We start from the raw sequence: 25,509 nt of genomic DNA on the forward strand, positions 1-25,509 counted from the left end.
GTCAGCAGATTTCATAGGGGCCCGCAGCGGCGGTATTGGCTGCAACAAGGCCGGATATAGAGCTGCAGCCCATCCTGTCAGTCGGAACACACGAGAACTGTTGCAAACGGGACGCGTTCATATAGGCGACATGACTTTCTCCATCGTCGGGCGCTGCCCGGAAACGGGGCAGCTCGGGATCGCGATCAGTTCGTCGAGCATCGCGGTGGGCGCGCGCTGCCCATGGGTGCGCGCCGGCGTCGGCGCGGTCGCTACGCAGAACGTCACGCTGCCGGCGCTCGGCCCGCAGATCCTCGACCTGATCGAGCACCGGCAGCTCGCACCGGCGGCCGCGCTCGACCGCGCGCTCAGCGCGAACGGCTGGAGCCAGTACCGGCAGGTCACGGTGATCGACGGGCAGGGGCAGACCGCGTGCTTCACCGGGAAGGAGGCGCTCGGCACGCACCATGCGGTTGAGGGCGAGCAATGCGTGGCGGCGGGCAACCTGCTGGCCGCGCCGGGCGTGATCGACGCGATGGCGCGTGCGTTCGAGCAGTCGCCCGGGCTGCTGGCCGACCGCCTGCTGGCCGCGATGCACGCGGCGATCGCGGCGGGCGGCGAGGCCGGACCGGTGCATTCGGCGGCACTGAAGGTGGTCGGCGACGTGACCTGGCCGATCGTCGACCTGCGCGTCGACTGGGCCGATGCCGATCCGATCGGGCAGCTCGATGCGCTGTGGCGCGCGTATCGCCCGCAGATGCAGGATTACCAGACACGCGCGCTGAACCCGACTGCCGCGCCGAGCTACGGAGTGCCGGGTGATGAGTGACACGTCGAGCCGCGCATTGCTCGAACGGTTGATCGGCTTCGCGACGGTCAGCCGCGATTCAAATCTCGCGATGATCGAATTCATCGGCAATTACCTCGACGGCCTCGGCGTCTCGAGCGAGCTGTTCTACAACGCGGAACGCACGAAGGCGAGCCTGTACGCGACAATCGGGCCGCGCGATCGCGGCGGCATCGCGCTGTCGGGCCATACCGACGTGGTGCCGGTCGACGGCCAGGCGTGGACGGTCGAGCCGTTCCGGCTGACCGAGCGCGACGGCCGGCTGTACGGGCGCGGCACGGCCGACATGAAGGGCTTCATCGCGTCGGTGCTCGCGGCCGTGCCGGCGTTCGTCGCGCGGCCGCTGCGCCTGCCGGTGCATCTCGCGTTTTCGTATGACGAGGAAGTCGGCTGTCTCGGTGTGCGGCCGATGCTCGATGCGCTGGCCGCGCGCGAGCACCGGCCGCGTCTGTGTCTGATCGGCGAGCCGACCGAACTGAAGCCGGTGCTCGGTCACAAGGGCAAGCTCGCGATGCGCTGCCACGTGAAGGGCGCCGCGTGTCACTCGGCGTACGCGCCGCTCGGCGTCAACGCGATCGATTACGCGGCGAAGCTGATCGGCCGGCTCGGCGAGATCGGCGCGGCGCTCGCGCGGCCCGAGCATCACGACAGCCGCTTCGATCCGCCGTTCTCGACGGTGCAGGCCGGGCTGATCAAGGGCGGCCGCGCGCTGAACATCGTGCCGGCCGAATGCGAATTCGACTTCGAGGTGCGGGCACTGCCGGCGTTCGACGCACATGAAGTGACGAGAAAGCTGCAGGATTATGCGGAATCCGAACTGTTGCCGAAGATGCGCGCGGTGCAACCCGATACCGATATCCAGCTGCAGCCGCTCGGTTCGTATCCGGGGCTCGCGACGTCGCCGGACAGCGAAGCCGCGCGGCTGCTCGCGATGCTGAGCGGCTCCGACGCGTTCGGCACGGTCGCGTTCGGCACCGAGGGCGGCCTGTTCGGGCAGGCCGGCATTCCGACCGTGGTGTGCGGGCCGGGCAGCATGGACCAGGGGCACAAGCCCGACGAATTCGTCGCGGTCGAGCAACTGCACGGTTGCGACGCGATGCTGGGGCGTCTCGCGACGCATCTCGTTTCAGAGGACTGATGCGGCCGCGGAGCCGCATGCCGCATCTCGCACGCTGCCGCTCCGCGGCGCGTGCGGTTTCTTTGTTGCTATCGCGCCGATTCCGCGACGATCTGCGCCAGCCGCTCGCGGCAGAACTCGACGAACGACTGCGCCTGCTTCGTCAGCTGACCGCGCTTCAACCGCGCGCTCACGAGCCCCGACGGACTCACCGTTTCGCTGAGGGCGATCGTCACGACGCGCCGGCCGTCGTACGTGTATTCGGAGTGCGGCCGCGTGACGAGCAGCGAGAAGCCGAATCCCTGGCCGACCATGCCGCGCACCATTTCGATCGACGGCGAAGCGAACACGATGTTCGGCGTGAGCCCGAGCTCGCGAAACAGGCTGACGAAGTATGTGCGGCTCGGCAGCACGTCGAGGAGAATCATCGGCTCGACGCTGAGGTCGTGCAGCGATACGTGCGACTGGCCCGCGAACCGGTGGTTCTCCGGCAGCAGCACGTATGGCTGCTGCGGCGGCATCAGCGGCTCGGTTTCGATCGTACCGTCGAGATCGTGGTCGTAAAGGAACGCGAGATCGAAGGTGCCGGCCGTCAGGCCCTGCACGAGCTCCTGCTGGTCGCCGTCGCGCAGCCGGATGTTGACGCCCGGATAGCGCTCCCGAAAACCCGCGATCAGTTGCGGCAGATAGAGCGGCGCGACGGTCTCGAAGCAGCCGATGTCGATCTGCCCGGTGATCACGTCGTTGTCGGCGAGCGCGTTCTGTTCGAATTCGTGCGCGATGCGCAGCAGTTCCTGCGCCTTCCGGTAGAAACGCGTGCCGGATGGCGTCAGCGACACGCCCTGCGCGTGATGGCGGATAAACAGCTTCACGCCGAAGCTTTCCTCGAGCCCCTTGATCGCGCTGGAGATTGACGGCTGCGCGATGAAGAGCTGGCGCGACGCCTCGGCGACGCTGCCGGATTCCACCGTCGTCACGAAATATTTCAGTTGCCGCAAAGTGTAGTGAGCCACAGGCACCTCTGATGCTCGGCACCGCGCACATGCGTCGCCGGAGCGCGTAATCGGTCCATCGTTTCGGGTAGCACCTTACCTGAAGAAAATCGGCGCCGACGTTTCCGCTGCAGAGCTTTTTCGTATGTCTCGGAAATATTTTTAGTATTTTCCGGGCGCCGCATGCGTGGCGCACCATCGTCTCCAATCCGGATCGCGACAAAAGCGCGCATGCGCGCGGCGAACCGCCGCCAGCATATCCGGACCCGATTGCAGGCGCACGCTTCGGCGCGCGCCGGCTGACACGGCACGCGCGCATCGCCGCGCAGGACAGGAGACTTCGCCATGACGACCGCGGACCGCAACGCGTCCCCCATGATAGAGAAACACACGATCGGCTACGTGCCGCCCGCAGAACGCCACGGCAAGGTGCGCGACCTGTTCACGCTCTGGTTCGGCGGCAACATCGCGCCGCTGCCGATCGTGACCGGCGCGCTCGGCGTGCAGCTCTTTCACCTGAACCTGATGTGGGCGATCGTCGCGATCGTCGTCGGCCAGGCGGTCGGCGGCGTGCTGATGGCGCTGCATTCTGCGCAGGGGCCGCAGATGGGCATCCCGCAGATGATCCAGAGCCGCGCGCAGTTCGGCTCGTGGGGCGCGCTGCTGGTCACGGTGATCGCGGCGGTGATGTACGTCGGCTTCTTCGCATCGAACATCGTGCTGGCCGGCAAGTCGGTGCACGGCATCGCGTCGTCGGTGCCGGTGCCCGTCGGCATCGTGATCGGCGCGGTGGGATCCGGGCTGATCGGAATCGTCGGTTACCGGTTCATCCATATCCTGAACCGGATCGGCACGTGGGTGCTCGGCATCGGCATCGTGGTCGGCTTCTGGATGATCCTGTCGCACGTGAGCACCGCCGATTTCCTCACGCGCGGCGGCTTCGATTTCGCCGGGTGGCTGGCGACGGTGTCGCTGTCCGCGTTGTGGCAGATCGCGTTCGCGCCGTACGTATCTGACTATTCGCGTTACCTGCCGGAGGACGTCGGCGTCGCGTCGACGTTCTGGGCGACCTATCTCGGCTGCACGATCGGCTCGACGCTCGCGTTCATCTTCGGCGCGGTCGCGGTGCTCGCGGTGCCGGCCGGCGCGGACACGATGGATGCGGTCAAGCAGGCGACCGGCCCGCTCGGCCCGCTGATGCTGGTGCTGTTCCTGCTGAGCGTGATCAGCCACAACGCGCTGAACCTGTACGGCGCGGTGCTCGCCGTCATCACGTCGGTGCAGACCTTCGCGTACAAGTGGATTCCGACCGCGAAGACGCGCGCGGTGGTGTCGGTGGTGATCTTCATCGCATGCTGCTACGCGGCGATCGGCGCGTCGACGAACTTCGTCGGCAATCTCGTCGATCTCGTGCTCGCGCTGCTCGTCGTGCTGGTGCCGTGGACGGCGATCAACCTGATCGACTTCTACGTGATCCACAAGGGCAAGTACGACATTCAGTCGATCTTCATGGCGGACGGCGGCGTGTACGGCCGCTTCAATCCGCAGGCGCTGCTCGCGTATGCGATCGGGATCGCCGTGCAGATTCCGTTCATGAACACGCCGATGTATGCGGGCCCGATTCCCGCGCATCTCGGCGGCGCAGACCTGTCGTGGCTCGTCGGGCTGGCGCTGACGTCGCCGCTGTACTACTGGCTCGCGACGCGCGACAGCGCGTACCGGCGCCGGCAGACGGGCGCGCAGCTGCCGTCGTCGGCGGCGCGATAAGCGGATCGTCTCTCGACGTGACGAAAGGAAGCGGCCGCCGCATCGGATGCGACGCGGCGGCCGGGAGACGGGGAAGAGGGGCGGCGAGCAGGTTCAGGCGCGCGGCATGTCGTACCGGACATTGCAAACTCGCCCGCTCCGCGAATCACACGCCCGCGGAACGCGCGACCCGCACCGGCACCGACTTGTACGACGGCGTGCCGCTTTCCTTGTCGATGTAGTCGAGCGGCACGAGCACGTTCGCTTCCGGGTAATACGCGCCGACCGACCCCGGCGCGATGTCGTATTCGATCGCGGTGATCTTCTCGAGACGCAGCGTGCGGCCGGATGCGGTGATCGTCTCGACGTCGACGAGGTCGCCGTGTTCGAGCCCGTACTTCGCGAGATCGGCCGCGTTCATGAACAGCACGTCGCGCCGCCCGAACACGCCGCGATAGCGGTCGTCGAGCCCGTAGATCGTCGTGTTGTACTGATCGTGGCTGCGCAGCGTGATCAGCCGCAGCACCTGCTCTGCGCCGAGCACGTCGGCGTCTTCCTTCACGCCCTTGTAGACCGAGAAAGTCGCCTTGCCGGTCGGCGTGGGCCACACGCGCTCGGTGGGCGGCAGCGGCAGGCGGAAGCCGCCCGGCCTGCGGATCCGTTCGTTGAACGACTCGAAGCCGGGCACCGTGCGATCGATCAGGTCGCGGATGCGGTCGTAGTCGGCGATCAGGTCGAGCCATGCGACCTTGCTGTTCGGCAGCGTCGCATGCGCGATTCCGGCGACGATCGCGGGCTCCGAGCGCAACTGGTCGGACGCCGGCTTGAGCTTGCCGGCCGATGCATGGACCATCGACATCGAATCCTCGACGGTGATCGACTGCCGGCCGCTCGCCTGCATGTCGAGCTCGGTGCGGCCGAGCACGGGCAGGACGTAGCTTTCCTTTGCCACCAGCAGATGCGAGCGGTTCAGCTTCGTGCCGAGATGCACGCTCAGATCGAGCTTCGCCATCGCGGGGAACGACAGCTCGGGATCGGGCAGCGCGACCGCGAAGTTGCCGCCGAGGCACAGCAGCGCCTTGGCCTGGCCGTCGATCATGGCCTGCATCGCCTGCACCGCGTCGTGCCCGTGATGCACGGGCGGCTTGAAGCCGCACACGTCCTCGATCTTCTGCAGGAATTCGGCCGACGGCTTCTCGGTGATGCCGACGGTGCGGTTGCCCTGCACGTTGGAGTGGCCGCGCAGCGGGCATATGCCTGCACCGGGCTTGCCGAAGTTGCCGCACATCAGCAGCAGGTCGGCGATCAGGCGCACGGTCGCGGTGCCCTTGTTGTGCTGCGTGACGCCCATCCCATACGTGACGATCGTCGCGTTCGACTTCGCGTAGGCGAGCGCGACCTGTTCGAGCTGCGCCTGGCTCAGGCCGCTCGCGCGCTCGATGTCGTTCCACGACGTCGCCTGGAGGTCGGCGGAGAACGCGTCGAAGCCGTCGGTGTGCTGCGCGATGAAGTCACGGTCGAGCACGTCGCCGCGCTCGGCCTCGAGCCGCAGCAGCGCCTTCATGATGCCTTTCAGCGCGGCGGCGTCGCCGCCCGCGTCGACCTGATAGTACGTCGAAGCGATACGTGTCGAGCCGAACGACGCCATCTCGATCATGTCCTGCGGATCCGCGAAGCGTTCGAGCGCGCGCTCGCGCAGCGGGTTGAACACGATGATCGGCACGTTGCGGCGCGAGCACTCGTGCAGCGTGCCCATCATTCGCGGGTGGTTCGTGCCGGGGTTGTGGCCGATGGAGATGATCAGTTCGCAGTGGTCGAAATCCTCCAGCGACACCGTGCCCTTGCCGATTCCGATCGACTGCGGCAGGCCGACGCTGGTCGGCTCGTGGCACATGTTCGAGCAGTCGGGGAAATTGTTGGTGCCGAGCTCGCGCGCGAAGAGCTGATACAGGTATGCGGCTTCGTTCGACGCGCGGCCCGACGTATAGAACTCGACCTGCTCGGGCGGCAGCGCGCGCAGCACCTCGCCGATGCGCGCGAATGCGTCGTCCCATTCGACTGCGCGGAACGTGTCGGTCGCGCGATCGTAGACGAGCGGATGCGTGAGCCGGCCCATGTTCTCCAGCTCGTAGTCGGACAGCCGCAGCAGCGACGACACCGTGTTCGCCGCGAAGAACTCGGGCGTCACGCGCTTGGTCGTCGCTTCCCACGTGACGGCCTTCGCGCCGTTCTCGCAGAACTGGAACGTCGACTTGTGTTCCTTGTCGGGCCAAGCGCAGCCGGGGCAGTCGAAACCGTCGGGCTGATTCGTCCGCATCAGCACGATCGGCGCCTCGATGGTTTCCATTTGCGTGCGCACGGCCTCGGCTGTCGCGCGAAGCGCGCCCCAACCGCCGGCGGGCCCATCGTACTTCCTGATGCCTGGCACTTCGCGTCGATTTGTCATGTGAATCTCCATGAGCCGGACCCGCTGCGGGGTGGCTCGGGTTGCGCCGCGTCGCGGCGTGGGGCGGTTCCGGCCCGCGGACGGAGCCGGTCATGCGGGCCCGTGCATCCGGGCCCGTCGGGTTTCAGTGCGCGTCCATCCTCGCACCGGACGACGTCTTGCCGAATGCCTTCGCGACCGGTTGCGCGCATGCCGAGGCCGTGCCCTCGCGCAGCACGCACCGGTACGGCGACCGGTCGCGTTCGACGCCAGCAACGCCGGCGCTTCGCGGAGCCCGCCGCATTACTTCGACTGCGTTCAAAATAGCGAATCGGGCCGGGGCCTACAAGACACAGTTCCGCATCGGCCCGGCCGTGAATTGCACCCTCACATGCATGTGCTGGGGAGACGCAAGGAGTACAGACGAGCGCGCATGCGGGTGCGGCGTGCGGGATACGAAAAGTTGGCGGCGTGCAATGCGCGCGCGTGGGCGCGCATCGCGGCGAAGCGGCGTCAGTCGGAGAGCGTCATCGCAAGTCGCTGTCGTGCGATCTGCTTCACGGCGGATGACAGGGCTGCATCCTGCAGATCATTGGCCCAGACGGAGAATGAATCCTCGATCAGGTTGCGGGTGTCGGGCGGCAGCTCGGCCAGCATTAGCGCTACCACGGTGAAGAGCACGGCGGTGTCGCCGGCGTGGCGGCTCGCGTTCGCGTCGACGGCCTGCTTCAGGCTGTCGACCGACGCTTGCAGCGCCTGTAATGCGTCATTCGATTCGCTCATTTCACGCCTCCATTCAGGATGGTTCGGCGACGACGAACGTGCGGCCGGCAACGCGGCCGGTGCACGCGATGCCCGGCAGGCATCGCGCGCGGGCGGGACGTCAGGTCGCCGCGGTGGCCTGCGGCGCCACGGCCACCGATGCCTCGCTCGTCAGCATCAGGAACGTGAACGTTTCGCGCAGGTACAGGCGAACGACCTTGTCGGTGTGACTCGTGTAGCCGATCGACACGTCTTCGCCGAGGTGAAGTTCATAGTCGCCGCCGCGGGTGGACAGCACGCAGCCGCCGCTGATCGCCGGCGCCCAGATGATCTCGCCGCTGACGATGCGCTTGATGTGGCCGAGGACCGGGTAGCCCTGGTCGCGCGCTTCGCTCAGCGCCGTGTAGGCATCCGAACCGAGCACGACCGAGTACGGGCCGTCGACGCCGGCGAGCCGCAGTGCTTCCAGCGCGTCGCTGATCGCGTCCGGGTACGCGCCGACGTCGGCCGGCAGCGTGAGCTTGCGGTTCGACGTGCCTTCGCGGATGCCGACGATGTCCGCGGCCAGGTAGCCGTCGAAGATTGCGCCGTCTTCCGCGAATGCGAGCCGTTGCGCGGCGTCCTTCGCCGGCTGCCAGTCGGCGTCGCGCGCGCCGCGCTCGACGCTGTCGATCGCATCGCGACTCAATTCGAACGGCACCGTGAGCTCGACGATCGTACGCACTTCGCGCAACCGTGCGCTCACCTGCTCGCGCGGCGCGGCGACCTCGCGCAGATGCCCGGTGCCGACGGCCGACAGCGCGGGGCCGGCCGGGCCCTCGACGTCGACCACGCGGCGCCCGGCCACCGAGCGCTTGAAGGTTCGCGCCACTTCCTCCTCGATCTGTTCCCAGGCGGCGGAGGAAACGGGCGCGAGTTCGCGGTGCAGGTTATTCATGGGCTTTGGCTCCTTTCAGCGATCCGATGTTCAGCGAGCCGTCACGGCGCGACTCGGGCGAGGTGGGTGCCGGCTGCGAGGCGATGGCGTCCGCGGCCGGTGCGGCGCGATCGGCGAGCGCTTCGAGCAGGTCGGCCGACGGCACGAAGAACAGCGAGCCGGTGACCGCGCGGCTGTAGTCGAGCAGCCGGTCGTAGTTGCCGGGCGGGCGGCCGACGAACATGTTCTCGAGCATCTGTTCGATCGGCGCCGGCGAGCGCGCGTAGCCGATGAAATAGGTGCCGAATTCGCCGTAGCCGGGGCGCCCGAACGGCATGTTGTCGCGCAGGATCTTCACTTCCTTGCCGTCTTCGTCGAGCGTGGTCAGCGAGCTGTGCGAGCACGACGGTTTCACGTCCGGCGCGAGCTCGATGTCGGACAGCTTGGTGCGCCCGATGATGCGCTCCTGCGTCTCGACCGCGAGCGCGTTCCAGCCGGCCATGTCGTGCAGGTACTTCTGCACGATCACGTAGCTGCCGCCCGCGAATGCCGAATCCTCGTCGCCGATCACCGTGAAGTCGACCGCCTCGCGGCCTTCCGGGTTCTCGGTGCCGTCGACGAAACCGATCATCGCGCGCTGGTCGAAGTTGCGGAAGCCGTGCACCTCGTCGACGACCGTGACCGCGTCGCCGAGCGCGCCGAGCAGTTGGGTGGCGAGTTCGAAGCACAGATCCATCGCCTCGGCGCGGATGTGCAGCAGGATGTCGCCCGGCGTCGCGACCGCGACACGCTGGCCGGCGCCGAATTCACGGAACGGATGCAGCGACGCGGGGCGCGGATTGCCGAACAGCGCATCCCATGCGTCGGCGCCGAAGCCGCACACGCAGGACAGGTTGCCGCCCGGCACGCGCTTGCCGACCGAGCGCACGAGCGCGGCGATATCGCCGCACCACGCGCGGATCGTGTCGGCGCGGTCGGCGCCCGAGTTGACGGTTGCGACGAGGAAGATCGCGCTGCGCGTGATCGGACTGTGAACGGCCTGGGAGAGCGGGGGAAGGGTTTGCATCGCGGCCTGCCGGTCAGTCATGTCGGGACGGACGGGCCGCGAATGCCGCGGCGCGCGAAGACGAACGGTTGGACTGTGTCATGCGACTGTTCTCTTTGTGACATGCGGATGAAGGACGTTCGTTGCGCATGCGTCGCGCAACGGGCCACGGCGGCGGCCTGCCGCCCGGGCGCAAGCGGTGGCAGGGGTGGCCGCGCATTCGCCCGGCGCGTGACCTCGCCGCACCGCGTGACGGCGTCGAGCATGCAATCTAGCAGCTTCGGCGGGTCTTTGGAACACGTATCGGCGAACTGTCATTCGAATGGATTGATCGGGGTCCGATTTCGCGCAGCGGGCGTGCAGCTGTACTCCTGAAGCGCGCGGCGCTGTGCTCTTGAGCGGGCGTGGCGCGTGCAGTAGATTGGATTCGCTCCGCCCGCCGACGAGAACCATCATGATGAACCTTCTGGGAGAGACGCGTATTTTCGGTGCAGTGATCGAGCATGGCGGGGTGTCCGGCGCGGCGTCCAGCCTGATGCTGGGCAACGCGCAGGTGAACGCGCGGCTCGATTGCCTCGAACGGTATCCCGGCTGCCGGTTGTTGCCGGACCGCATGGGCGACGAGATGCCGGCGTCGCGTTCCATGAGTGCTACCGCCCAGATAGATGCGTGCGCAACCGTTCATCCTCGCGAAACCATCCGCCGTGGCGATGGAGTATCGACCGCGGCATCCAAGCCATTGCACGGGCCGTCGTTTTGAATACGTCCACTGTTTCTGCCGATACGGCCGCCGAGCGCATCCGCCGCCGCTTCGGACACTTCCTCCATGCGGCCGAGCTGGCCGGGCTGATCGTGATCGGTCTCGCGACCGCGTTCGCGATGTCGCAGGAAGCGTGGAAGGTCGTGCTCGCGGGCGAGGTGTCGCTGACCGACCTGCTGCTGATGTTTCTGTATCTCGAAGTGCTCGCGATGGACGTGCGCTACCTGCGGCTCGGCCGGCTGCCGGTGCGCTTTCCGCTGTTCATCGCGATGACGTCGCTTGCGCGCGACCTGATCCTGCGCGGCGCCACCGACAGCCCCGAGCGAATGCTGATGACCACGTTCGGGATCGTGCTGCTCGCGGTGGGCGTACTGATCCTCAGTTTCGGTCAGCATCGTTTTCCGGCGGAAGTCGACGATGTCGAGGAAGATGCGCACCCGCGTCGGTAACGCCGCCCGCGCGGGTCTCGCCGGCGCTGTCGGCGAAGAACGAAGGATTCCACATCGATAGCGGCGTCATCGTTGAAATGGGGGCAACCGGCAAGCTCGCCGTGTCCGGCACGGATTGGCCGTTCAAGAGCGGCCCGCCAGGCCGCACGCCGTGCACGGCATGCGGATTGCTTCGCATACCTGACACCCGCGCACGCGTATCCAGCGTGTTGCGCCGCAACGTCGATGACGTTCCGCGCCGGTTGCGGATCGCGTACGAGCCATGGTTCGCGTTTGCGTGCGCCGCGGGGTCGTTCATCCCGGCTCTTTTCAGGAAGGACGCCGATAATGGGATCGTTACCTCAGCCGGGAGCCGCGCCATGTCCGGAAGCGACGCATCGTCTTCACGCCCCGATCTTGCGCAGGGCATTTCGCTCGATGACATCGCCGACGGCGCGATGATCGAGGGCCAGGTCGGCGACGACACGGTGCTGCTGGTGCGCCGCGCCGACGCCCTGTTTGCCGTGGGCGCGCAATGCCCTCACTACGGCGCACCGCTGGCCGACGGGCTGCTGGTCGGCGACACGATTCGCTGCCCGTGGCATCACGCGGCGTTCTGCTTGCGCACCGGCGAACGGCTGCGTGCGCCGGCGCTCGACGGCCTGACGTGCTGGCGCGTCGAACGTCGAGACGGCCGCGCGGTCGTGCTCGGCGCGCAGCCTGCCGCGTCGCCGCCCGTGTCGAATGCCCCCGGATTGCCCGAATCGGTGGTGATCGTCGGCGGTGGCGCGGCCGCGATCTCGGCGGCCGTGACGCTGCGGCAGGAAGGCTACCCGCACGCGATCACGCTGCTGAGCGCGGACAGCGAGCCGCCGTACGATCGACCGAACCTGTCGAAGGACTATCTGGCCGGCACGGCCGAAGCCGACTGGCTGCCGCTGCGCGGCGCGTCGTTCTATACCGACCAGCGCATCGACGTGCGCTGCGGCACGCGCGTCGCGCGGATCGACCCCGCGCAACACGCGGTCGAGCTCGCGGACGGCAGCCGCGTCGGCTACGGCGCGCTGCTGCTCGCCACTGGTGCCGAGCCGAACCGCCTGACCGTACCGGGCGCCGATCTTCCACACGTGTGCGTGCTGCGTTCGCGTGCCGATTGCGATGCGCTGATCGGCAAGCTGAAGACCGCGCGGCGCTGCGTCGTGGTCGGCGCGAGCTTCATCGGCCTCGAAGCGGCCGCCGCGCTGCGCACGCGCGGGCTCGACGTAGATGTGGTCGCGCCCGACGCGCGGCCGATGGCGCGCGTGCTCGGCGACGCGCTCGGCGATACGATCCGCGCGCTGCACGAGTCGCACGGCGTGGCTTTCCATCTCGGCGTGACGCCCGCGCAGATCGCGCCGGATCGCGTCACGCTGTCGAACGGCGACGTGCTGCCGGCGGATGTCGTGCTGGTCGGCATCGGCGTGCATCCGAACGTCGCGCTTGCGCAGGACGCGGGGCTGGCCGTCGATCGCGGCGTGACGGTCGACCGTTTCCTGAAGACGAGCGCGCCGGACATCTACGCGGCCGGCGACATCGCGCGCTGGCCGGATCTGCTGACGGGTGAACGCATTCGCGTCGAGCACTGGGTCGTCGCGGAGCGGCAGGGGATCGCCGCGGCGCGCAACATGCTCGGCCGGCAGCAACCGTTCGACGCCGTGCCGTTCTTCTGGAGCCAGCACTACGACCTGACGGTGCGCTATGTCGGACACGCGGAGCAATGGGACCGCGTCGAGATCGACGGCGACCTGCGCGCGCACGACGGTTCGGTGACGTACTGGCGCGGCAATGCAAGGCTCGCGGTCGCGACGATCGGCCGCGATCTCGACTGCCTGCGCGCGGAAGCGGCGCTCGAGCAGCAGGGCGCGACGCACGCGTGAGCGGGCTGGCGACCGTGCGTTGAGGGATGCACGCTATGGTCAACGCGTTGCGTATGCAACGGTCGTTGCAGCGTCGCGACAAGCGCGGAGGCCGGTGTACCGCGACTCCGGTTGCGCCGTCGATGCGTTTGCGACGCTGTTCGCGACGACGAACCCGAACGCGAACCGCCCAGTGTTCCCCTCGCCGACGGGCGTGCGCCTTGCTCGAACAGCACGACGGTATCCATACCGTTTCCGCTTTCGACAAGGAGGGCCTGACATGAAAGCAGTCGTATTTCACGGCATCGGCGATATTCGCATCGATACGGTACCCGACCCGGAAGTCGCCGACGTGACCGACGCGGTCGTGCGCCTCACGGCCAGCGCGATCTGCGGCACCGACCTGCACATGGTGCGCGGCACGCTCGGCGGGATGAAGCCGGGCACGATCCTCGGCCATGAGGGCGTCGGCATCGTCGAGACGGTCGGGCGCGACGTGCGCAACCTGAAGCGCGGCGATCGCGGGCTGATTCCGTCGACGATCGCGTGCGGCAGCTGCGTGTACTGCCGCGCGGGCTACACCGCGCAATGCGACGTCGCGAACCCGGGCGGGCCGCGCGCGTCTCGTGCTATGCAACGACACGGGCGTGTCGCATGTCGCGGCGGCGTTCGGCACGCCGAGCATTGTCGTCGCCTGCGGCAGCGATCGGCGTCGACGACGTGATGGAAAGTGCGGGCGAACTGCTCGCGGAGGAGAGACGTCATGTCACGTAAGCCGTTGCGTGTGCTCACCTGGCACGTGCACGGCAATTATCTGAATTACCTGTCGCAGGCACCGCACGATTTCTACATCGTGACGAAGCCGCAGCATCCGCCCGGTTACGCGGGGCGGGTCGGGCACCTGCCGTGGGGCGACAACGTGTATGAGGTGCCCGTCGAGTGCGTGCGCGACACCGAGTTCGACTGCGTGCTGTACCAGCACACAATCACTACGCGCACGACCGGTTGCGGCTCCTGAGCGACGCGCAGCGGGCGTTGCCGGCGCTGTTCGTCGAACACGATCCGCCGCGCGAGCATCCGACCGACACGCTGCACCCGGTGCAGGACCCGAACGTGTTGCTGGTGCACGTGACGCCGTTCAACGCGCTGATGTGGGACAGCGGCGTCACGCCGACGCGCGTGATCGTGTTCGACTCGAGCGTGCGCAGCAATTTCACCTGCAATCCCGCCGGCATTTCCGCGATTTCGTCGAGAAACAGCGTCCCGCCGCGCGCGGCTTCGAACATGCCCACATGTTGTGCAACGGCGCCGGTGAAGCTGCCTTTTTCGTGTCCGAACAAATGGGATTCCGCGATGTCCTTCGGAATCGCGCCGCAATTGACGGGTACGAACGGCCCGCGCCGGCGCGGGCTCATGTCGTGGATGAGCCGCGCGATACCTCCAGCAGCAGATTCTGAATCGCTTGCGAGCGGCCGAACAATCGCGTGCCGTCATCGTCGGATTTCGACATGAGTGATATCGCGCTGGGAAGTATTGACCGAAATCGTCGAGGGCTGGATGAAAAAATGACCGTCATGCGTCGTTTTTTTCATGTGGAAATCATACCTTTTATGCTGGAATTGCCGGATTGAATCTGGCAATGCCTCGGCCGCCGGGGGATAGATTTATTCGATGAGCGGCGATCGCGCGACGTGCTTCTTCTATTCTGCTAAGCACTCGTTTGTCATTGCAGGACAGCTAGTCTGCTCATTCGTGTGCAATGCGGACGTGGCGCCAGATGCCGGCGTCGTACCCCGCATCGCATGCCCGCCGCGGTTTCGGCGATCTTGGCGCCCGAGCCGCACCACCAAGGAGCTTCGATGCCTTATGTCCTGATCGTCGAAGACGATGCCGATACGCGCATGATGCTCGCGACGCTCGCACAGGCGCAGCAGCTCGCCTGCGACACGGCCGCGACGCTCGAAGAAGCGCGCACGCTCGTTTCAACGCATACCCCTGATCTCGTGCTGTGCGACCTCGTACTGCCGGACGGCAATGGGATGGATCTCTTTGACGCATTGCCCAAGCGCTCGCATTGCGAAATGGTGTTGACCACCGGTCATGCGAGCCTCGAAACCGCGATCGATGCGTTGCGGCGCGGCGCGAGCGACTATCTGGTTAAACCGCTCAACATGCAGCGGCTGAACAGCATCTTCGCACGCGTGCCGCGCACCACCGCCCTGCACGAGGAAATCGCCGAACTGCGCTCCGAGCTGAAGCGTCTTGGCCGCTTTGGCCGGATGCTCGGCAGTTCGCCCGCGATGCAGGCCGTCTACGATGCGATCGGTCGCGTCGCGCGTACCGAAGCGTCGGTGCTGCTCACCGGCGAGTCGGGCACGGGCAAGGAACTCGCCGCGCAGACGGTTCACGATTTGAGCCTGCGCCGCCGCGGCCCGTTCCTCGCGGTGAACTGCGGCGCGATCGCGGCGAACCTTGTCGAGAGCGAGATGTTCGGCCACGACCGCGGCAGCTTCACCGGCGCCGAGCGGCAGCACAAGGGCTTCTTCGAGCGCGCGGATGGCGGCACGCTGTTCCTCGACGAAATCACCGAGATGCCGGTCGAATCGCAGGTCAAGCTGCTGCGCGTGCTGGAAACCGGGCGGCTCACGCGGCTCGGCTCGACGCGCGAGATCGATGTCGACGTGCGCATCGTCGCGGCGACCAACCGCGATCCGGAAGGTGCGATGGCGGAAGGCAAGCTGCGGCCCGACCTCTATCACCGGATCAACGTGTTTCCGATTCCGCTGCCGTCGCTGCGCGAGCGCGGCGACGACATCCCGATGCTCGCCGATGCATTCCTGCAGCGCTACAACGAGGAAAGCGGCCGCAACCTGCGCTTCGCGCCGGCCGCGCGCGAAGCGCTGAAGACTTACGCGTGGCCCGGCAACGTGCGCGAGCTGCGCAACTTCGTGCAGCGCGCGAGCATCTTCAGCGACGCTGATGTGATCGATACGCTGCCGCCGCCGATCATGGAAGAACTGTCGAACATGGTCGACTCGAACGAGGAGCGCGTGACGGTGCCGTTCGGCACGCCGCTCGAGGAAGTCGACCGCAAGCTGATTCTCGGCACGATCGCGCGATGCGGCGGCGTGAAGGCGCAGGCGGCGGAGGTGCTCGACGTCAGCCTGAAGACGATCTACAACCGGCTCGCGCAACTGGAAGACGAAGTGGAGAAACCGGATTCCTGATGTCGTGCAGGACATGCTCATGCGCGTGCGCCCGCAACCGAAGACGGCGTCGTCGAGATGAGGCGAGATGTCGAGCCGGCCCGTCGGAGCAGTCATGGCGTGAAGGTCTCCCGGCTCACCACACGCGGCCGAGCATGTAACGTGCTCGTTCGTTCGCGCATGGCCGTTCTCCGCCGGTTCGCCGGCAGGAGCGTGTCCGATGATTGATTTTGCACGGCCGCAGGCCGGAAATTACGCCACCGTCGTGATGCTCGTCGCGATCGCGACCGTGCTGCAGGCGCTGGCGATCCGCTTCGGCGGCGTCAACCTGTCGCTCGTCCTGTACTACCCGATGCTGGCCGGCGCCGCGTGGGCGACGTCGTTCCTGTTCGGGATCCTGTCGACCGCGGCGAGCGGGCTGCTGGTCTGGACGCTGTTCCTGTCCGATCCCGGCGCCTATACGGAACCGTTGCCGGCCCGCCTCGTGCGGCTCGGCACCTTCTTGCTGGTCGGGGCGCTGGTGTGCGCGGTGACGGCGATGCTTCGCCACGCGCGCCTCACGAACGAGCTCGCGCGCCAGCGGGAAGCCGACGCGCGGCGGCAGCTCGATGCCGTGCTGCAGGCGCTGCCGCACGGCGTGATCGCGACCGATGCGAAAGGCCAGGTGACTTACCTGAATGAGGCGGCGGCCGAACTGGCCGGTTGCGGCCTGGACGAGGCGGCAGGTCGACCCGTGCGCGACGTGCTGCGCGAGTTCGATCACGACGGCCGGCGCGTGCAGACGACGCCGCTCGACCGTGCGCTCGGCGGCGCGCATGCGTTGTCCGACCGGCACTGGCTGCACGGCGCCGACGACAGCCGGCCAGTGCCGATCGTCGAGGCGGCGTCGCCGATCGCCGATGCGGACGGCAACATCGACGGCGCGGTGCTGCTGTTGCGCGATGGCGGCATGGCGCGCGTGCTCACCGACAAGTCGCGGTTGCAGCTCGCGGTCGTCGAGGCATCGCCGGACGCGATCATCGGGGTCGACAGCCACGGCCGGATCGTGAGCTGGAACCCGGCCGCGCAGCGGATCTTCGGGTACGGCGAGGACGACGCGTGCGGGCGGCCGCTCGAAACGCTGGTCGCGATGCGCTGGCTGGCGCGCAACCCGCTGGCCGAGACGTTCGACGCGTTGCGCGAACCGGTCGGCCCGCTCGAGCTGCTGTGCGTGCGCCGCGACGGCCGGCGCTTTCGCGCGACGGTATCCGCATGCCCGGTGAAAGGCGACGCGCGCCGCTGCGTCGCGCTGTCGCTGACGCTGCGCGAGACCGGCACACAGCGCCGCCGCGACCTGCGCGCGCACCGTTCGCTGCAAGGCGCGCGCGACGCGCGCGACCAGGCCGACACGTCGAACCGTCTGAAGGACGAACTGCTCGCGACCGTATCGCACGAACTGCGCACGCCACTGAACGTGATCTACGGCTGGGTCGAGGTGCTGCGCAATTCGCGCGACGACGCATTGCAGCAGCAGGCGATCGACGCGATCGACCGCAGCGCGCGTTCGCTCACGCGCATGGTCGGCGACATCCTCGACGCATCGTCGCTCGCGACCGGCAAGCTGCGGATCGAGGCGATGCCGGTGGACGTGGTGCGGCTGTTCGCCGATGCGACGAACGCACTCCAGACGGCCGCGTCGTCGGCCGGCATCGCGCTCGGATTCGACTGCGCCGCGCCGGCATGCGTGGTGTCGGGCGACGCGGAGCGCTTGCGGCAAATGCTGTCGAATCTCGTGTCGAACGCGCTGAAGTTCACGCCGGCGGGCGGTACGGTGACGGTCACGCTGTCGCGCGACGCCGCGCACGCGACGCTGACCGTCTCCGACGATGGGCAAGGCATCGCGCCGGAGTTCATCCCGTACGTGTTCGACATGTTCCGCCGCGCGGACGATTCGCCCGCGTCGTCGCGGCGCGGGCTCGGTCTTGGTCTTTCGATCGTGAGGCATATCGCCGAACTGCACGGCGGCACGGTCCGCGTCGAAAGCGCGGGCCGCGATCGCGGCGCCACGTTCACCGTGACGTTGCCGGCAGGCTGGCAGCCGGTGGGGGCAATGGCGTGGGGCATCGCGCAGCACGACGGGTTGCTCGATCCGCTGATGCTCGACTCGCAGCGCATCCTGATCGTCGACGACGACGCCACCACACGCGCGAGCCTGACCGCCGCACTGGGCACGCTCGGCGCGACCGTCGCCATCGCGTCGTCGGGCCGCGACGCGCTTGCGATCGTCGCGGACGTGAAGCCGACCGTCGTGCTGTCCGATCTCGCGATGTCCGACGGTGACGGCTTCTGGCTGCTCGACGCGTTGCGCAGCGGCGCCGCGAACGGCGGCACCCCGCCCGATATGCGAGTGCTCGCCGTGACCGCACACGCCGGCCTCGCCGACGAGCGCCGCGCGCTCGAAGCGGGTTTCGACGGCTATCTGTGCAAGCCGGTCGACGTTCGCGAGCTGGCGCACAAGATCGCGAGCATGACGACGCGCGACCGCTGACGTGCGACGGGTACGGGCCGTCGCGCGTCACGCCGTCCTGCTCAGGTCGCCGCCGGCCGGTTTCGTGTGCTGATCTGCGCGAGCATGTGCGATGCGATCTGCGTGCTGCGCACGAGGTCGCCCGGCGTGTGATGCACGACCTGCCGATGGATGAAATCCCGCGCGGTATGCGCGAGCCCACTCGCGAGCGGTGTCGTCGCGCGCCAGCCGAGGCGCCGGTGCGCGGCGTCGAGATCGGGCCGCCGCTGGCGCGGATCGTCGGACGGCAGCGGACAGAATTCGATCGCGACCGTCGTGTCGACGATCCTCACGACCTCGCACGCGATGTCGATCATCGCGATCTCGTCGTCGCTGCCGAGGTTCACGGGCTCGCATGCGTCGCCCGGTTCGTCCATCAACCGGACCAGCGCATCGACCATGTCGTCGACATTGCAGAACGAGCGCGTCTGCTTGCCGTCGCCGTAGACGGTCAGCGGCTTGCCGGCCAGCGCCTGCGTGATGAAGTTGGAGACGACGCGCCCGTCGGCCGGATGCATGCGCGGGCCATATGTGTTGAAGATCCGCGCGATCCGGACATCGACACCGTACTGGCGGTGATAATCCATGAACAGCGTTTCCACGCAGCGCTTGCGTTCGTCGTAGCACGCGCCGCGCCTGTTCGATCACGTCGCGGCCACGCTGTTCTCGCGCGGCCAGCGCACGGTGCGCCGCGCGCGCGTCGACGTGCGCACGACGGTGGATGGCAAGCGGGGGGAAGATCCGGGCGAGTCGGAACATCGGCGGTGTGCACATCGGCGGCTCCCAGATCGATGCTGTGCAGTTCGTGCAGCAACCGGCATGCTGCATGCAGTCGACATGCGGCGTAGTTCGCGTCGGGACAGCATCCGGCGACAGGCGAGAGCCGCCGCGAGCGATCGAGTGTGGCCGATCTGGGGCCGTACACGGCGCTTGTAAAACGGTATCGGGCGTCGTCCTGCCGCGCGCATTCGCCCGCCGCACGCGGCATGCCGGCGCGCCCGGAGCGTCGCGGTTGGGCATGTCCCGGCTGGGTGTGCTTCTCCGAATCGTGCACAATACGCGGCATTCGAGATGCGGAGACCAGACCCGTGGGAATCAACTTCGATTTGACCGACTTGCAGGCGTTTCGCGCGGTGGTGGAGCTGGGAAGCTTCCGCAAGGCCGCCGAGGCGATCAGCATTTCGCAGCCCGCGTTGAGTCGCCGGATCGACAAACTGGAGGAAGCGCTCGGCGTGCGTCTGTTCGAGCGCACGACGCGCAGCGTCACGCTGACGACGGTCGGCCGCGTGTTCGCGCCGAGCGCCGAGCAACTGCTGGACGATCTCGACGCGGCGCTGCTCGGCATCCGCGACGTTTCGTCGAGCCGCCTCGGTCACGTGACGATCGCGTGCGTGCCGTCGGTGGCCTACTATTTCCTGCCGAACGTGATCGCGAGCTATCATCGCCGCTTTCCGCGCATCAGGGTCAAGCTGCTGGATGCGAGCGCGAACGAGGTGCTGAGCGCCGTCATCAGCGGAGAGGCCGATTTCGGCGTGAGCTTCATGGGCAGCCAGGAGTCCGAGGTCGAGTTCAAGCTGCTGCTGCAGGAGCGATTCGTTGCCGCGTGCCGGCGCGATCATCCGCTCGCGCGCAAGAAGCGCGTGACCTGGAACGAACTTTACGAATACGAGTACGTGTCCGTGGACAAGACGTCCGGCAACCGTCTGTTGCTCGACCAGGCACTGACGAGCGTCGCGCCGCGCGCGCCGAGCGTGTGCGAGACGCGCCACGTGACGACCATGCTCGGGCTGGTCGAAGCGGGGCTCGGCGTCGCCGCGGTGCCGTCGATGGCGATGCCCGGACACGACCATCCGCTGCTCACGAGCGTGCCCCTCGTCGAACCTTCGGTCAAGCGCCGGGTGGGCATCGTGAAACGGCGCGGACGCCCGCTGACGCCCGCCGCGGAGGAGTTTCACCGGGCGGTCATCGACGCCAGGCGCGGCGGTGCGACGCGCAGCGATGCATCGAAGTAATGCACGTGACGAATACGACCGGAACATCGAGGAAGACCGCAGCATGAGGCTGGCAAGACCGCTTCGTTCGCTTTACGTGCAGGTTCTGCTGGCGATGGCGCTCGGCGTGAGCGTCGGCCACTTCTAGCCGTCGGCCGGCGCGGCGCTCAAACCGCTCAGCGATGCATTCGTCGCTCTCGTGCGGATGATGATCGCGCCGATCGTGTTCTGCACGATCGTCTCCGGCATCACGTCGCTCGCGAACGGGCAGGCCATCGGACGCACGATCGTCCGCGCGCTGGTGCTGTTCTATCTGCTGACCGCCGCCGCGCTCGCATTCGGGCTCGTCACCGCGTTCGTGCTGCGCCCCGGCGCCGGCATGCACGTCGACGTGCGCCATCTCGACGCGAGCGTCCTGGCGCAATACGCGCAGCATGCGCAACCGCGCGGCCTCGTCGAGTTCGCGCTGAGCGTGATCCCGGATACGATGCTCGGCGCGTTCCAGCAGGGCGAGGTGCTGCCCGTGCTGCTGCTGTCGCTGCTGTTCGGTTTTTCGCTGAACGCGTATCCGCAGGCCGGGCGGCCCGTGCTGGCGCTGATCGACGGCGTCGCGCAGATCGTGTTTCTCGTGCTCGCGATGATCATGCGGCTCGCCCCGCTCGGCGCATTCGGCGCGATGGCCTTCACGGTGGGGCGCTTCGGCATCGGCTCGGTCGGCTCGCTCGCGTGGCTGATGGCGTCGTTCTACGTGGCCTGCGCGTTGTTCGTCGCGCTGGTGCTCGCGCCGCTCGCGCGGCTGCACGGTTTCGCGTTGTGGCGGCTGTTGCGCTACATCCGCGAGGAGTTGCTGATCGTCCTCGCGACTTCGTCGACGGAGCCGGTATTGCCGCGGCTGATCGTCAAGCTGGAGTCGCTCGGTTGCGACAAGGGCGTCGTGGGGCTCGTGCTGCCGGCCGGTTACTCGTTCAACCTGGACGGCACCGCGATCTATCTGACGCTCGCCGCGTTGTTCATCGCCCATGCGTGCGATGTGCCGCTTTCCGCGCCGCAGATCGCCGCGATGCTGGCCGTCATGCTGCTGACGTCGAAGGGCGCGGCCGGCGTGTCCGGCAGCGGGCTCGTCGCGCTCGTCGCGACGCTCGCCGTGATGCCCGACCTGCCGGTTGCCGGCGTCGCGCTTCTGGTCGGCATCGATCGCTTCATGTCCGAGGCGCGGGCGCTGACGAGCGTGATCAGCAACGCGTGCGCGGTGATCTTCGTTTCGATGCGGGAAGGGGCGTGCGATCGCGCGCGTCTCGCGCGGATGCTGAACGGGACCGGGCCGGCTGGCCCGAATGGCGCCGATGGCGCCGATGGTGCGGAGGCCGGCGCCGGGCCCGACGGGAAGGCGGTCTGACGCGCACCTTCCCGTCGGTCGTGCTCAGTGTGCGGAGACGGAATCCAGCCCGGTCGATTTCACTTCGGCCTGCACGTCCGGCGACGCGAGATAGTCGAGAAGTGCCTTCGCTTCCTGCGGGTGCTGCGCGCCGACCGGGATGCCGGCCGCGAAGCGCGTAACCGACTGCAGCGATTCGGGAATCTTCCCGACGAAGGTCGCGCCCTTCACGGGCAGCAGTTCGCTCACCTGCTGAAAGCCGATCTCGTAGTCGCCGTTCGCGACCACGGATGCGACCGGGATCCGCGGGATCATGGCCGCTTTCGATTTCACCTGGTCCTCGATGCCGAGCTTTTTGAACAACTCGCGCTCGATGTAGACACCGCTCGCGCTGTCGGAGTAGGCGATCGACTTCGCATGCAGCAGAACCTGCTTGAGGCCTTCGGCCGTGCTGATGTCGGGTTTCGCCGCGCCGTCGCGCACGACCATGCCGATGCGCGAATCGGCCAGCTCGACGCGCGATCCGGCTTTGACCTTGCCTTGCTTGATCAGATCGTCGAGCGCATAGCCGACCATGATCACGACGTCCGCCGGCTCGCCGCGCGCGAGCCGGTTCGGAATCGCTTCAGGCGACTTGCCCATCGACGGGCCGAGTGCGGTTTCGAGCGTGTTGCCCGAGCGGGACGCGAACTGCGGGCCGAGCAGCTTATAGGCGGCGGTGAAGCCGCCCGAGCTCATCACGTGCAGGTCGGCGGCCTGCACGTTCGCGGCGACCGCCGAGGTGGCGACGAGCGCGGTCGCGCAGAGTTTCAGGAGCAGGTTCTTCATGGTCGTGGTCTTGGACATGTGGAGTCGGGACGGGTCGTTCTGCGTGAGGCTTCAGTGCGCCGGCGTCAGCGTGGCCGTCTGCCGGCGATACAGGGCAAACGTCGCGAGCAGCGCGCACACCGCGGCGAGGCTCATCCAGTAACCGGGCGCGGCCTTGTCGCCGGTCATGTGAATGAGCGCCGTCGAGATGGCCGGCGTAAAGCCGCCGAACACGGCCGTGGCGAGGCTGTACGCGAGCGAGAAACCCGCCACGCGCACCTCGACGGGCATCACTTCGGTCAGGGCGACGACCATCGCACCGTTGTAGATCCCGTACATGAACGACAGCCAAAGCAGCACGAGCAGCATGTTGACGAACGACGGCGCATGCGCGAGCAGGGACAGCGCCGGGTAGGCGGTGGCGATCGCGAGCAGCGTCATGCCGACGAGCAGCGGCCGGCGGCCGATGCGATCGGACAGGGCGCCGCCGATCGGCAGCCACACGAAGTTCGACACGCCGACGCACAGCGTGACGAGCAGGCTGTCGGCCGTGCTCAGGTGCAGGACCGTCTTGCCGAAGGTCGGCGCGTAGACCGTGATGAGGTAGAAGCTCGTGGTGGTCATCGCGACCAGCATCATGCCGGCGATCACGACGCCCCAGTTCCGCGCCAGCGTCCCGAACACTTCCTTCATGCCCGGACGATGCTTGCGGGCCTTGAACGCCTGCGTTTCCTCGAGATTGCGGCGCAGCATGAAGATGAACGGCACGATCATGCAGCCGACGAAGAACGGCACGCGCCAGCCCCACGAGGCGATGGCCGACGTGCTCAGCCATTGATTGAGCGCGAAGCCGAGGCCGGCCGCGACGACGATCGCGACCTGCTGGCTGGCGGACTGCCAGCTCGTGTAGAAGCCCTTGCGGCCGGGCGTGGCCATCTCGGCGAGATAGACCGACACGCCGCCGAGTTCTGCACCCGCCGAAAAGCCCTGCAGCAGGCGCCCGACCAGCACGAGCACGGGCGCGAGCAGGCCGATCGTCGCGTAGCCCGGCACGAACGCGATCAGGATCGTGCCGCTCGCCATGATCGCCAGCGTGACGATCAGGCCCTTGCGGCGGCCCACGTCGTCGATGTACGCACCCAGCACGATCGCGCCCAGCGGCCGCATCAGGAAGCCGGCGCCGAAGACGGCGAAGGTCATCATCAGCGACGCAAACTCGCTTGCGGCGGGAAAGAATACGGCGGAAATCTGGGTTGCGTAGAAGCCGAACAGGAAGAAGTCGAACTGCTCGAGGAAGTTGCCGGCCGTCACGCGGAATACCGCGGCGGCCTTCGACCGTGCGGTCGGAAGGCTGGGCGAGGGGTGCATCAGAGTGTCTCCAGGAAATCGGGAAGAATGCGCCGGGGGAGCGGTCGATTGTCGTTTCGGCAATATTCGCCCGGAGACGGACAAACGATAAGTGCGATTTTTGGAAGGATTGATGTCGTATGGTTATCAATCAGGCGGCGCGGCGCGCCGGACGCATGCACGGACGGCGGCCGGCGACGCCGGCCTCAGTGGATCGGGCCGGCTCAGGGATTCGTCAAAAAGCCAAAAAAAGCCCCGCATTCGCGGGGCCTGTCGCCTGAACCACCGGCAAATCACGAACGGTCAGTGCCGCCCGCGCGTGCGAGGATCGTTCAGTTCCTCGGTCGGATCGGTGAGCCCGAGCTCGTCGCCCGCGCTCCAGTACGGCGCGCTGCCGTAGAACTCGTGCAGCGGCTCGGCCCATTGCGGGTCGGCCATCGCCGGCCAGTGATCCTTGTCGAAGCCCGGCGCGTTGCGGATCCGCTCCGACGACACCGACAGCAGGAAACACTTGCGTTCGGTATCGAGCGTGAGCGCGCTCCACGGGATCGCGAGCAGCTTGTCGCCGATGCCGAGCACGCCGCCGCTCGACAGCACGGCGTACGCGACGCGGCCCGAGCGCACGTCGAGCATGATGTCCTTGATCTTGCCGACGTCGTCGCCGTCGGTCGTGTAGACCTTGTCGCCTTCCAGCGTGTCGGCCGCCATCACGTCGGGACCCGGGCCGGCCGCCGTCGCGGCGCCCTTGCCGATGATGCGCGTCTGTCCTCGATCGGAAGTCTGCATGGTTGTCCTCCTGGTTGCGTGGAGCGCGACCGTGCCCGGGATGGGCCCTGCGGGTCGCGCGGGGTTGTCGGGCGGGGCGAGGATCGCCCCGTCACGTACGCTTCGGTTGCGACACGCCTTCGAGCGTGTTCGCGACGTCGTCGCGCGCGGGGCCGGCCGTGCGTGTCGCGATGTCCGCGAGCGACAGCATGCCGACGAGGCGCTTGTCGTGATCGACGACGGGCAGGCGGCGCAGTTGCGCGTCGGCCATGTAGTGCTGGATCTCGTCCAGCGAATCGTCCTCGAAACACCATTCGATCGGGCCCGACGCAACTTCGTGGATCCGCGTCTCCGGCGGCTTGCCGGCCGAGATCGCGCGCACCGCGAGGTCGCGGTCCGTGACCATGCCGATCAGCCGGTTGTTGTCGCACACGGGCAGCGCGCCGATGTCGTAGCGCTCCATCAGTTGCGCCGCATGACGGATCGAGTCGGTCGGCGCGATGCGCACGACGTCCTGCGACATGATTTCGTTGACGCGATGCATGAAGTCCTCCTTGCAGG

The 25,509-nt window shown here is 67.5% G+C and carries 19 protein-coding genes and 6 pseudogenes; 14 read left to right on the top strand and 11 right to left on the bottom strand.

Annotation, left to right across the window (positions count from 1 at the left end; all coding sequences use genetic code 11):
- Positions 1 to 130 precede the first annotated feature (130 nt).
- Positions 131 to 808, top strand: a complete 678-nt coding sequence (locus HWX25_RS14840; RefSeq protein ID WP_059817090.1) for a DUF1028 domain-containing protein — start codon at positions 131 to 133, stop codon at positions 806 to 808.
- Positions 801 to 1,964 (top strand): acetylornithine deacetylase, encoded by a 1,164-nt coding sequence (gene argE / locus HWX25_RS14845; protein ID WP_175908936.1) that lies wholly within the window; start codon positions 801 to 803, stop codon positions 1,962 to 1,964. The genes HWX25_RS14840 and argE overlap by 8 nt, the downstream gene beginning before the upstream one ends.
- Positions 1,965 to 2,032: 68 nt before the next feature.
- On the opposite strand, the gene HWX25_RS14850 is transcribed toward argE, so the two are convergent.
- On the bottom strand, positions 2,033 to 2,956 hold the full coding sequence (locus HWX25_RS14850; RefSeq protein ID WP_059537143.1) for a LysR family transcriptional regulator: 924 nt from the start codon (positions 2,954 to 2,956) through the stop codon (positions 2,033 to 2,035).
- Between the two features lie 324 nt (positions 2,957 to 3,280).
- Between HWX25_RS14850 and HWX25_RS14855 the strand changes: the two genes are divergently transcribed.
- Complete coding sequence (locus HWX25_RS14855) at positions 3,281 to 4,702, top strand: cytosine permease (RefSeq protein WP_059700782.1); 1,422 nt, start codon at positions 3,281 to 3,283, stop codon at positions 4,700 to 4,702.
- 145 nt (positions 4,703 to 4,847) lie between these two features.
- On the opposite strand, the gene HWX25_RS14860 is transcribed toward HWX25_RS14855, so the two are convergent.
- From HWX25_RS14860 to HWX25_RS14875, 4 genes are all read right to left on the bottom strand, one after another.
- Entirely contained in the window at positions 4,848 to 7,127 is a 2,280-nt protein-coding gene (locus HWX25_RS14860) for an FdhF/YdeP family oxidoreductase (protein WP_175908937.1), read from the bottom strand.
- Between the two features lie 492 nt (positions 7,128 to 7,619).
- Entirely contained in the window at positions 7,620 to 7,889 is a 270-nt protein-coding gene (locus HWX25_RS14865; RefSeq protein ID WP_059537134.1) for a hypothetical protein, read from the bottom strand.
- A 100-nt stretch (positions 7,890 to 7,989) separates the two neighbouring features.
- On the bottom strand, positions 7,990 to 8,805 hold the full coding sequence (locus HWX25_RS14870) for a family 1 encapsulin nanocompartment shell protein (protein WP_175908938.1): 816 nt from the start codon (positions 8,803 to 8,805) through the stop codon (positions 7,990 to 7,992).
- Complete coding sequence (locus tag HWX25_RS14875) at positions 8,798 to 9,871, bottom strand: Dyp-type peroxidase (protein WP_175908939.1); 1,074 nt, start codon at positions 9,869 to 9,871, stop codon at positions 8,798 to 8,800. The genes HWX25_RS14870 and HWX25_RS14875 overlap by 8 nt, the downstream gene beginning before the upstream one ends.
- Before the next feature lie 412 nt (positions 9,872 to 10,283).
- Between HWX25_RS14875 and HWX25_RS14880 the strand changes: the two genes are divergently transcribed.
- The 6 genes and pseudogenes from HWX25_RS14880 to HWX25_RS14905 all read left to right on the top strand — a co-directional run.
- Positions 10,284 to 10,589, top strand: a complete 306-nt coding sequence (locus HWX25_RS14880) for a LysR family transcriptional regulator (RefSeq protein ID WP_175908940.1) — start codon at positions 10,284 to 10,286, stop codon at positions 10,587 to 10,589.
- The gene (locus tag HWX25_RS14885; RefSeq protein WP_175908941.1) at positions 10,586 to 11,038 is read left to right on the top strand and encodes a phosphate-starvation-inducible PsiE family protein; all 453 of its coding nucleotides are present in this window, start codon (positions 10,586 to 10,588) and stop codon (positions 11,036 to 11,038) included. The genes HWX25_RS14880 and HWX25_RS14885 overlap by 4 nt, the downstream gene beginning before the upstream one ends.
- Positions 11,039 to 11,397: 359 nt before the next feature.
- Entirely contained in the window at positions 11,398 to 12,933 is a 1,536-nt protein-coding gene (locus HWX25_RS14890) for an FAD-dependent oxidoreductase (protein ID WP_175908942.1), read from the top strand.
- A 259-nt stretch (positions 12,934 to 13,192) separates the two neighbouring features.
- Positions 13,193 to 13,528: pseudogene (locus tag HWX25_RS14895) on the top strand (alcohol dehydrogenase catalytic domain-containing protein); the annotation flags it as partial.
- Positions 13,524 to 13,686, top strand: a pseudogene (locus HWX25_RS14900) (glycosyltransferase family 9 protein); the annotation flags it as partial. The pseudogenes HWX25_RS14895 and HWX25_RS14900, both read left to right, overlap by 5 nt.
- Positions 13,676 to 14,097 (top strand): annotated as a pseudogene (locus HWX25_RS14905) (glycosyltransferase family 1 protein); the annotation flags it as partial. The pseudogenes HWX25_RS14900 and HWX25_RS14905, both read left to right, overlap by 11 nt.
- Here HWX25_RS14905 and HWX25_RS14910 read toward each other — a convergent pair.
- Positions 14,082 to 14,422: pseudogene (locus tag HWX25_RS14910) on the bottom strand (sigma 54-interacting transcriptional regulator); the annotation flags it as partial. The pseudogenes HWX25_RS14905 and HWX25_RS14910 sit on opposite strands and share 16 nt — an antisense overlap.
- On the opposite strand from HWX25_RS14910, the gene HWX25_RS33730 reads away from it, so the two are divergent.
- The 3 genes from HWX25_RS33730 (at position 14,421) to HWX25_RS14920 (ending at position 18,645) form a co-directional block, all read left to right on the top strand.
- The gene (locus HWX25_RS33730) at positions 14,421 to 14,543 is read left to right on the top strand and encodes a hypothetical protein (RefSeq protein ID WP_257127630.1); all 123 of its coding nucleotides are present in this window, start codon (positions 14,421 to 14,423) and stop codon (positions 14,541 to 14,543) included. The pseudogene HWX25_RS14910 and the gene HWX25_RS33730 sit on opposite strands and share 2 nt — an antisense overlap.
- A 228-nt stretch (positions 14,544 to 14,771) precedes the next feature.
- Positions 14,772 to 16,139 (top strand): sigma-54 dependent transcriptional regulator, encoded by a 1,368-nt coding sequence (locus tag HWX25_RS14915; protein WP_175908943.1) that lies wholly within the window; start codon positions 14,772 to 14,774, stop codon positions 16,137 to 16,139.
- Between the two features lie 199 nt (positions 16,140 to 16,338).
- Positions 16,339 to 18,645, top strand: coding sequence for an ATP-binding protein (locus tag HWX25_RS14920; RefSeq protein ID WP_175908944.1), 2,307 nt, complete (start codon positions 16,339 to 16,341; stop codon positions 18,643 to 18,645).
- Between the two features lie 41 nt (positions 18,646 to 18,686).
- Here the strand turns inward: HWX25_RS14920 and HWX25_RS14925 are convergent.
- A pseudogene (locus HWX25_RS14925) lies at positions 18,687 to 19,292 on the bottom strand (NAD-dependent epimerase/dehydratase family protein); the annotation flags it as partial.
- 459 nt (positions 19,293 to 19,751) lie between these two features.
- Here HWX25_RS14925 and HWX25_RS14930 point away from each other — a divergent pair.
- Together HWX25_RS14930 and dctA are read left to right on the top strand one after the other, a co-directional pair.
- On the top strand, positions 19,752 to 20,675 hold the full coding sequence (locus HWX25_RS14930; RefSeq protein WP_059700805.1) for a LysR family transcriptional regulator: 924 nt from the start codon (positions 19,752 to 19,754) through the stop codon (positions 20,673 to 20,675).
- A gap of 43 nt (positions 20,676 to 20,718) precedes the next feature.
- Positions 20,719 to 22,050: pseudogene (dctA, locus tag HWX25_RS14935) on the top strand (C4-dicarboxylate transporter DctA).
- A 24-nt stretch (positions 22,051 to 22,074) separates the two neighbouring features.
- Here dctA and HWX25_RS14940 read toward each other — a convergent pair.
- From HWX25_RS14940 to HWX25_RS14955, 4 genes are all read right to left on the bottom strand, one after another.
- Positions 22,075 to 22,857: a substrate-binding domain-containing protein gene (locus tag HWX25_RS14940; RefSeq protein ID WP_175909055.1), complete on the bottom strand. Its 783-nt coding sequence runs from the start codon at positions 22,855 to 22,857 to the stop codon at positions 22,075 to 22,077.
- Positions 22,858 to 22,908: 51 nt separating this feature from the next.
- On the bottom strand, positions 22,909 to 24,204 hold the full coding sequence (locus tag HWX25_RS14945; RefSeq protein ID WP_059537009.1) for an MFS transporter: 1,296 nt from the start codon (positions 24,202 to 24,204) through the stop codon (positions 22,909 to 22,911).
- Positions 24,205 to 24,486: 282 nt separating this feature from the next.
- A complete protein-coding gene (locus tag HWX25_RS14950; RefSeq protein ID WP_059537005.1) occupies positions 24,487 to 24,969 on the bottom strand; it encodes a PRC-barrel domain-containing protein in 483 nt (160 codons plus the stop codon).
- A 91-nt stretch (positions 24,970 to 25,060) separates the two neighbouring features.
- Entirely contained in the window at positions 25,061 to 25,492 is a 432-nt protein-coding gene (locus tag HWX25_RS14955) for a CBS domain-containing protein (protein ID WP_059537001.1), read from the bottom strand.
- Positions 25,493 to 25,509 lie beyond the last annotated feature (17 nt).

The organism is Burkholderia sp. BCC1640, from assembly GCF_902833125.1.
Taxonomy (GTDB): Bacteria; Pseudomonadota; Gammaproteobacteria; order Burkholderiales; family Burkholderiaceae; genus Burkholderia; species Burkholderia diffusa.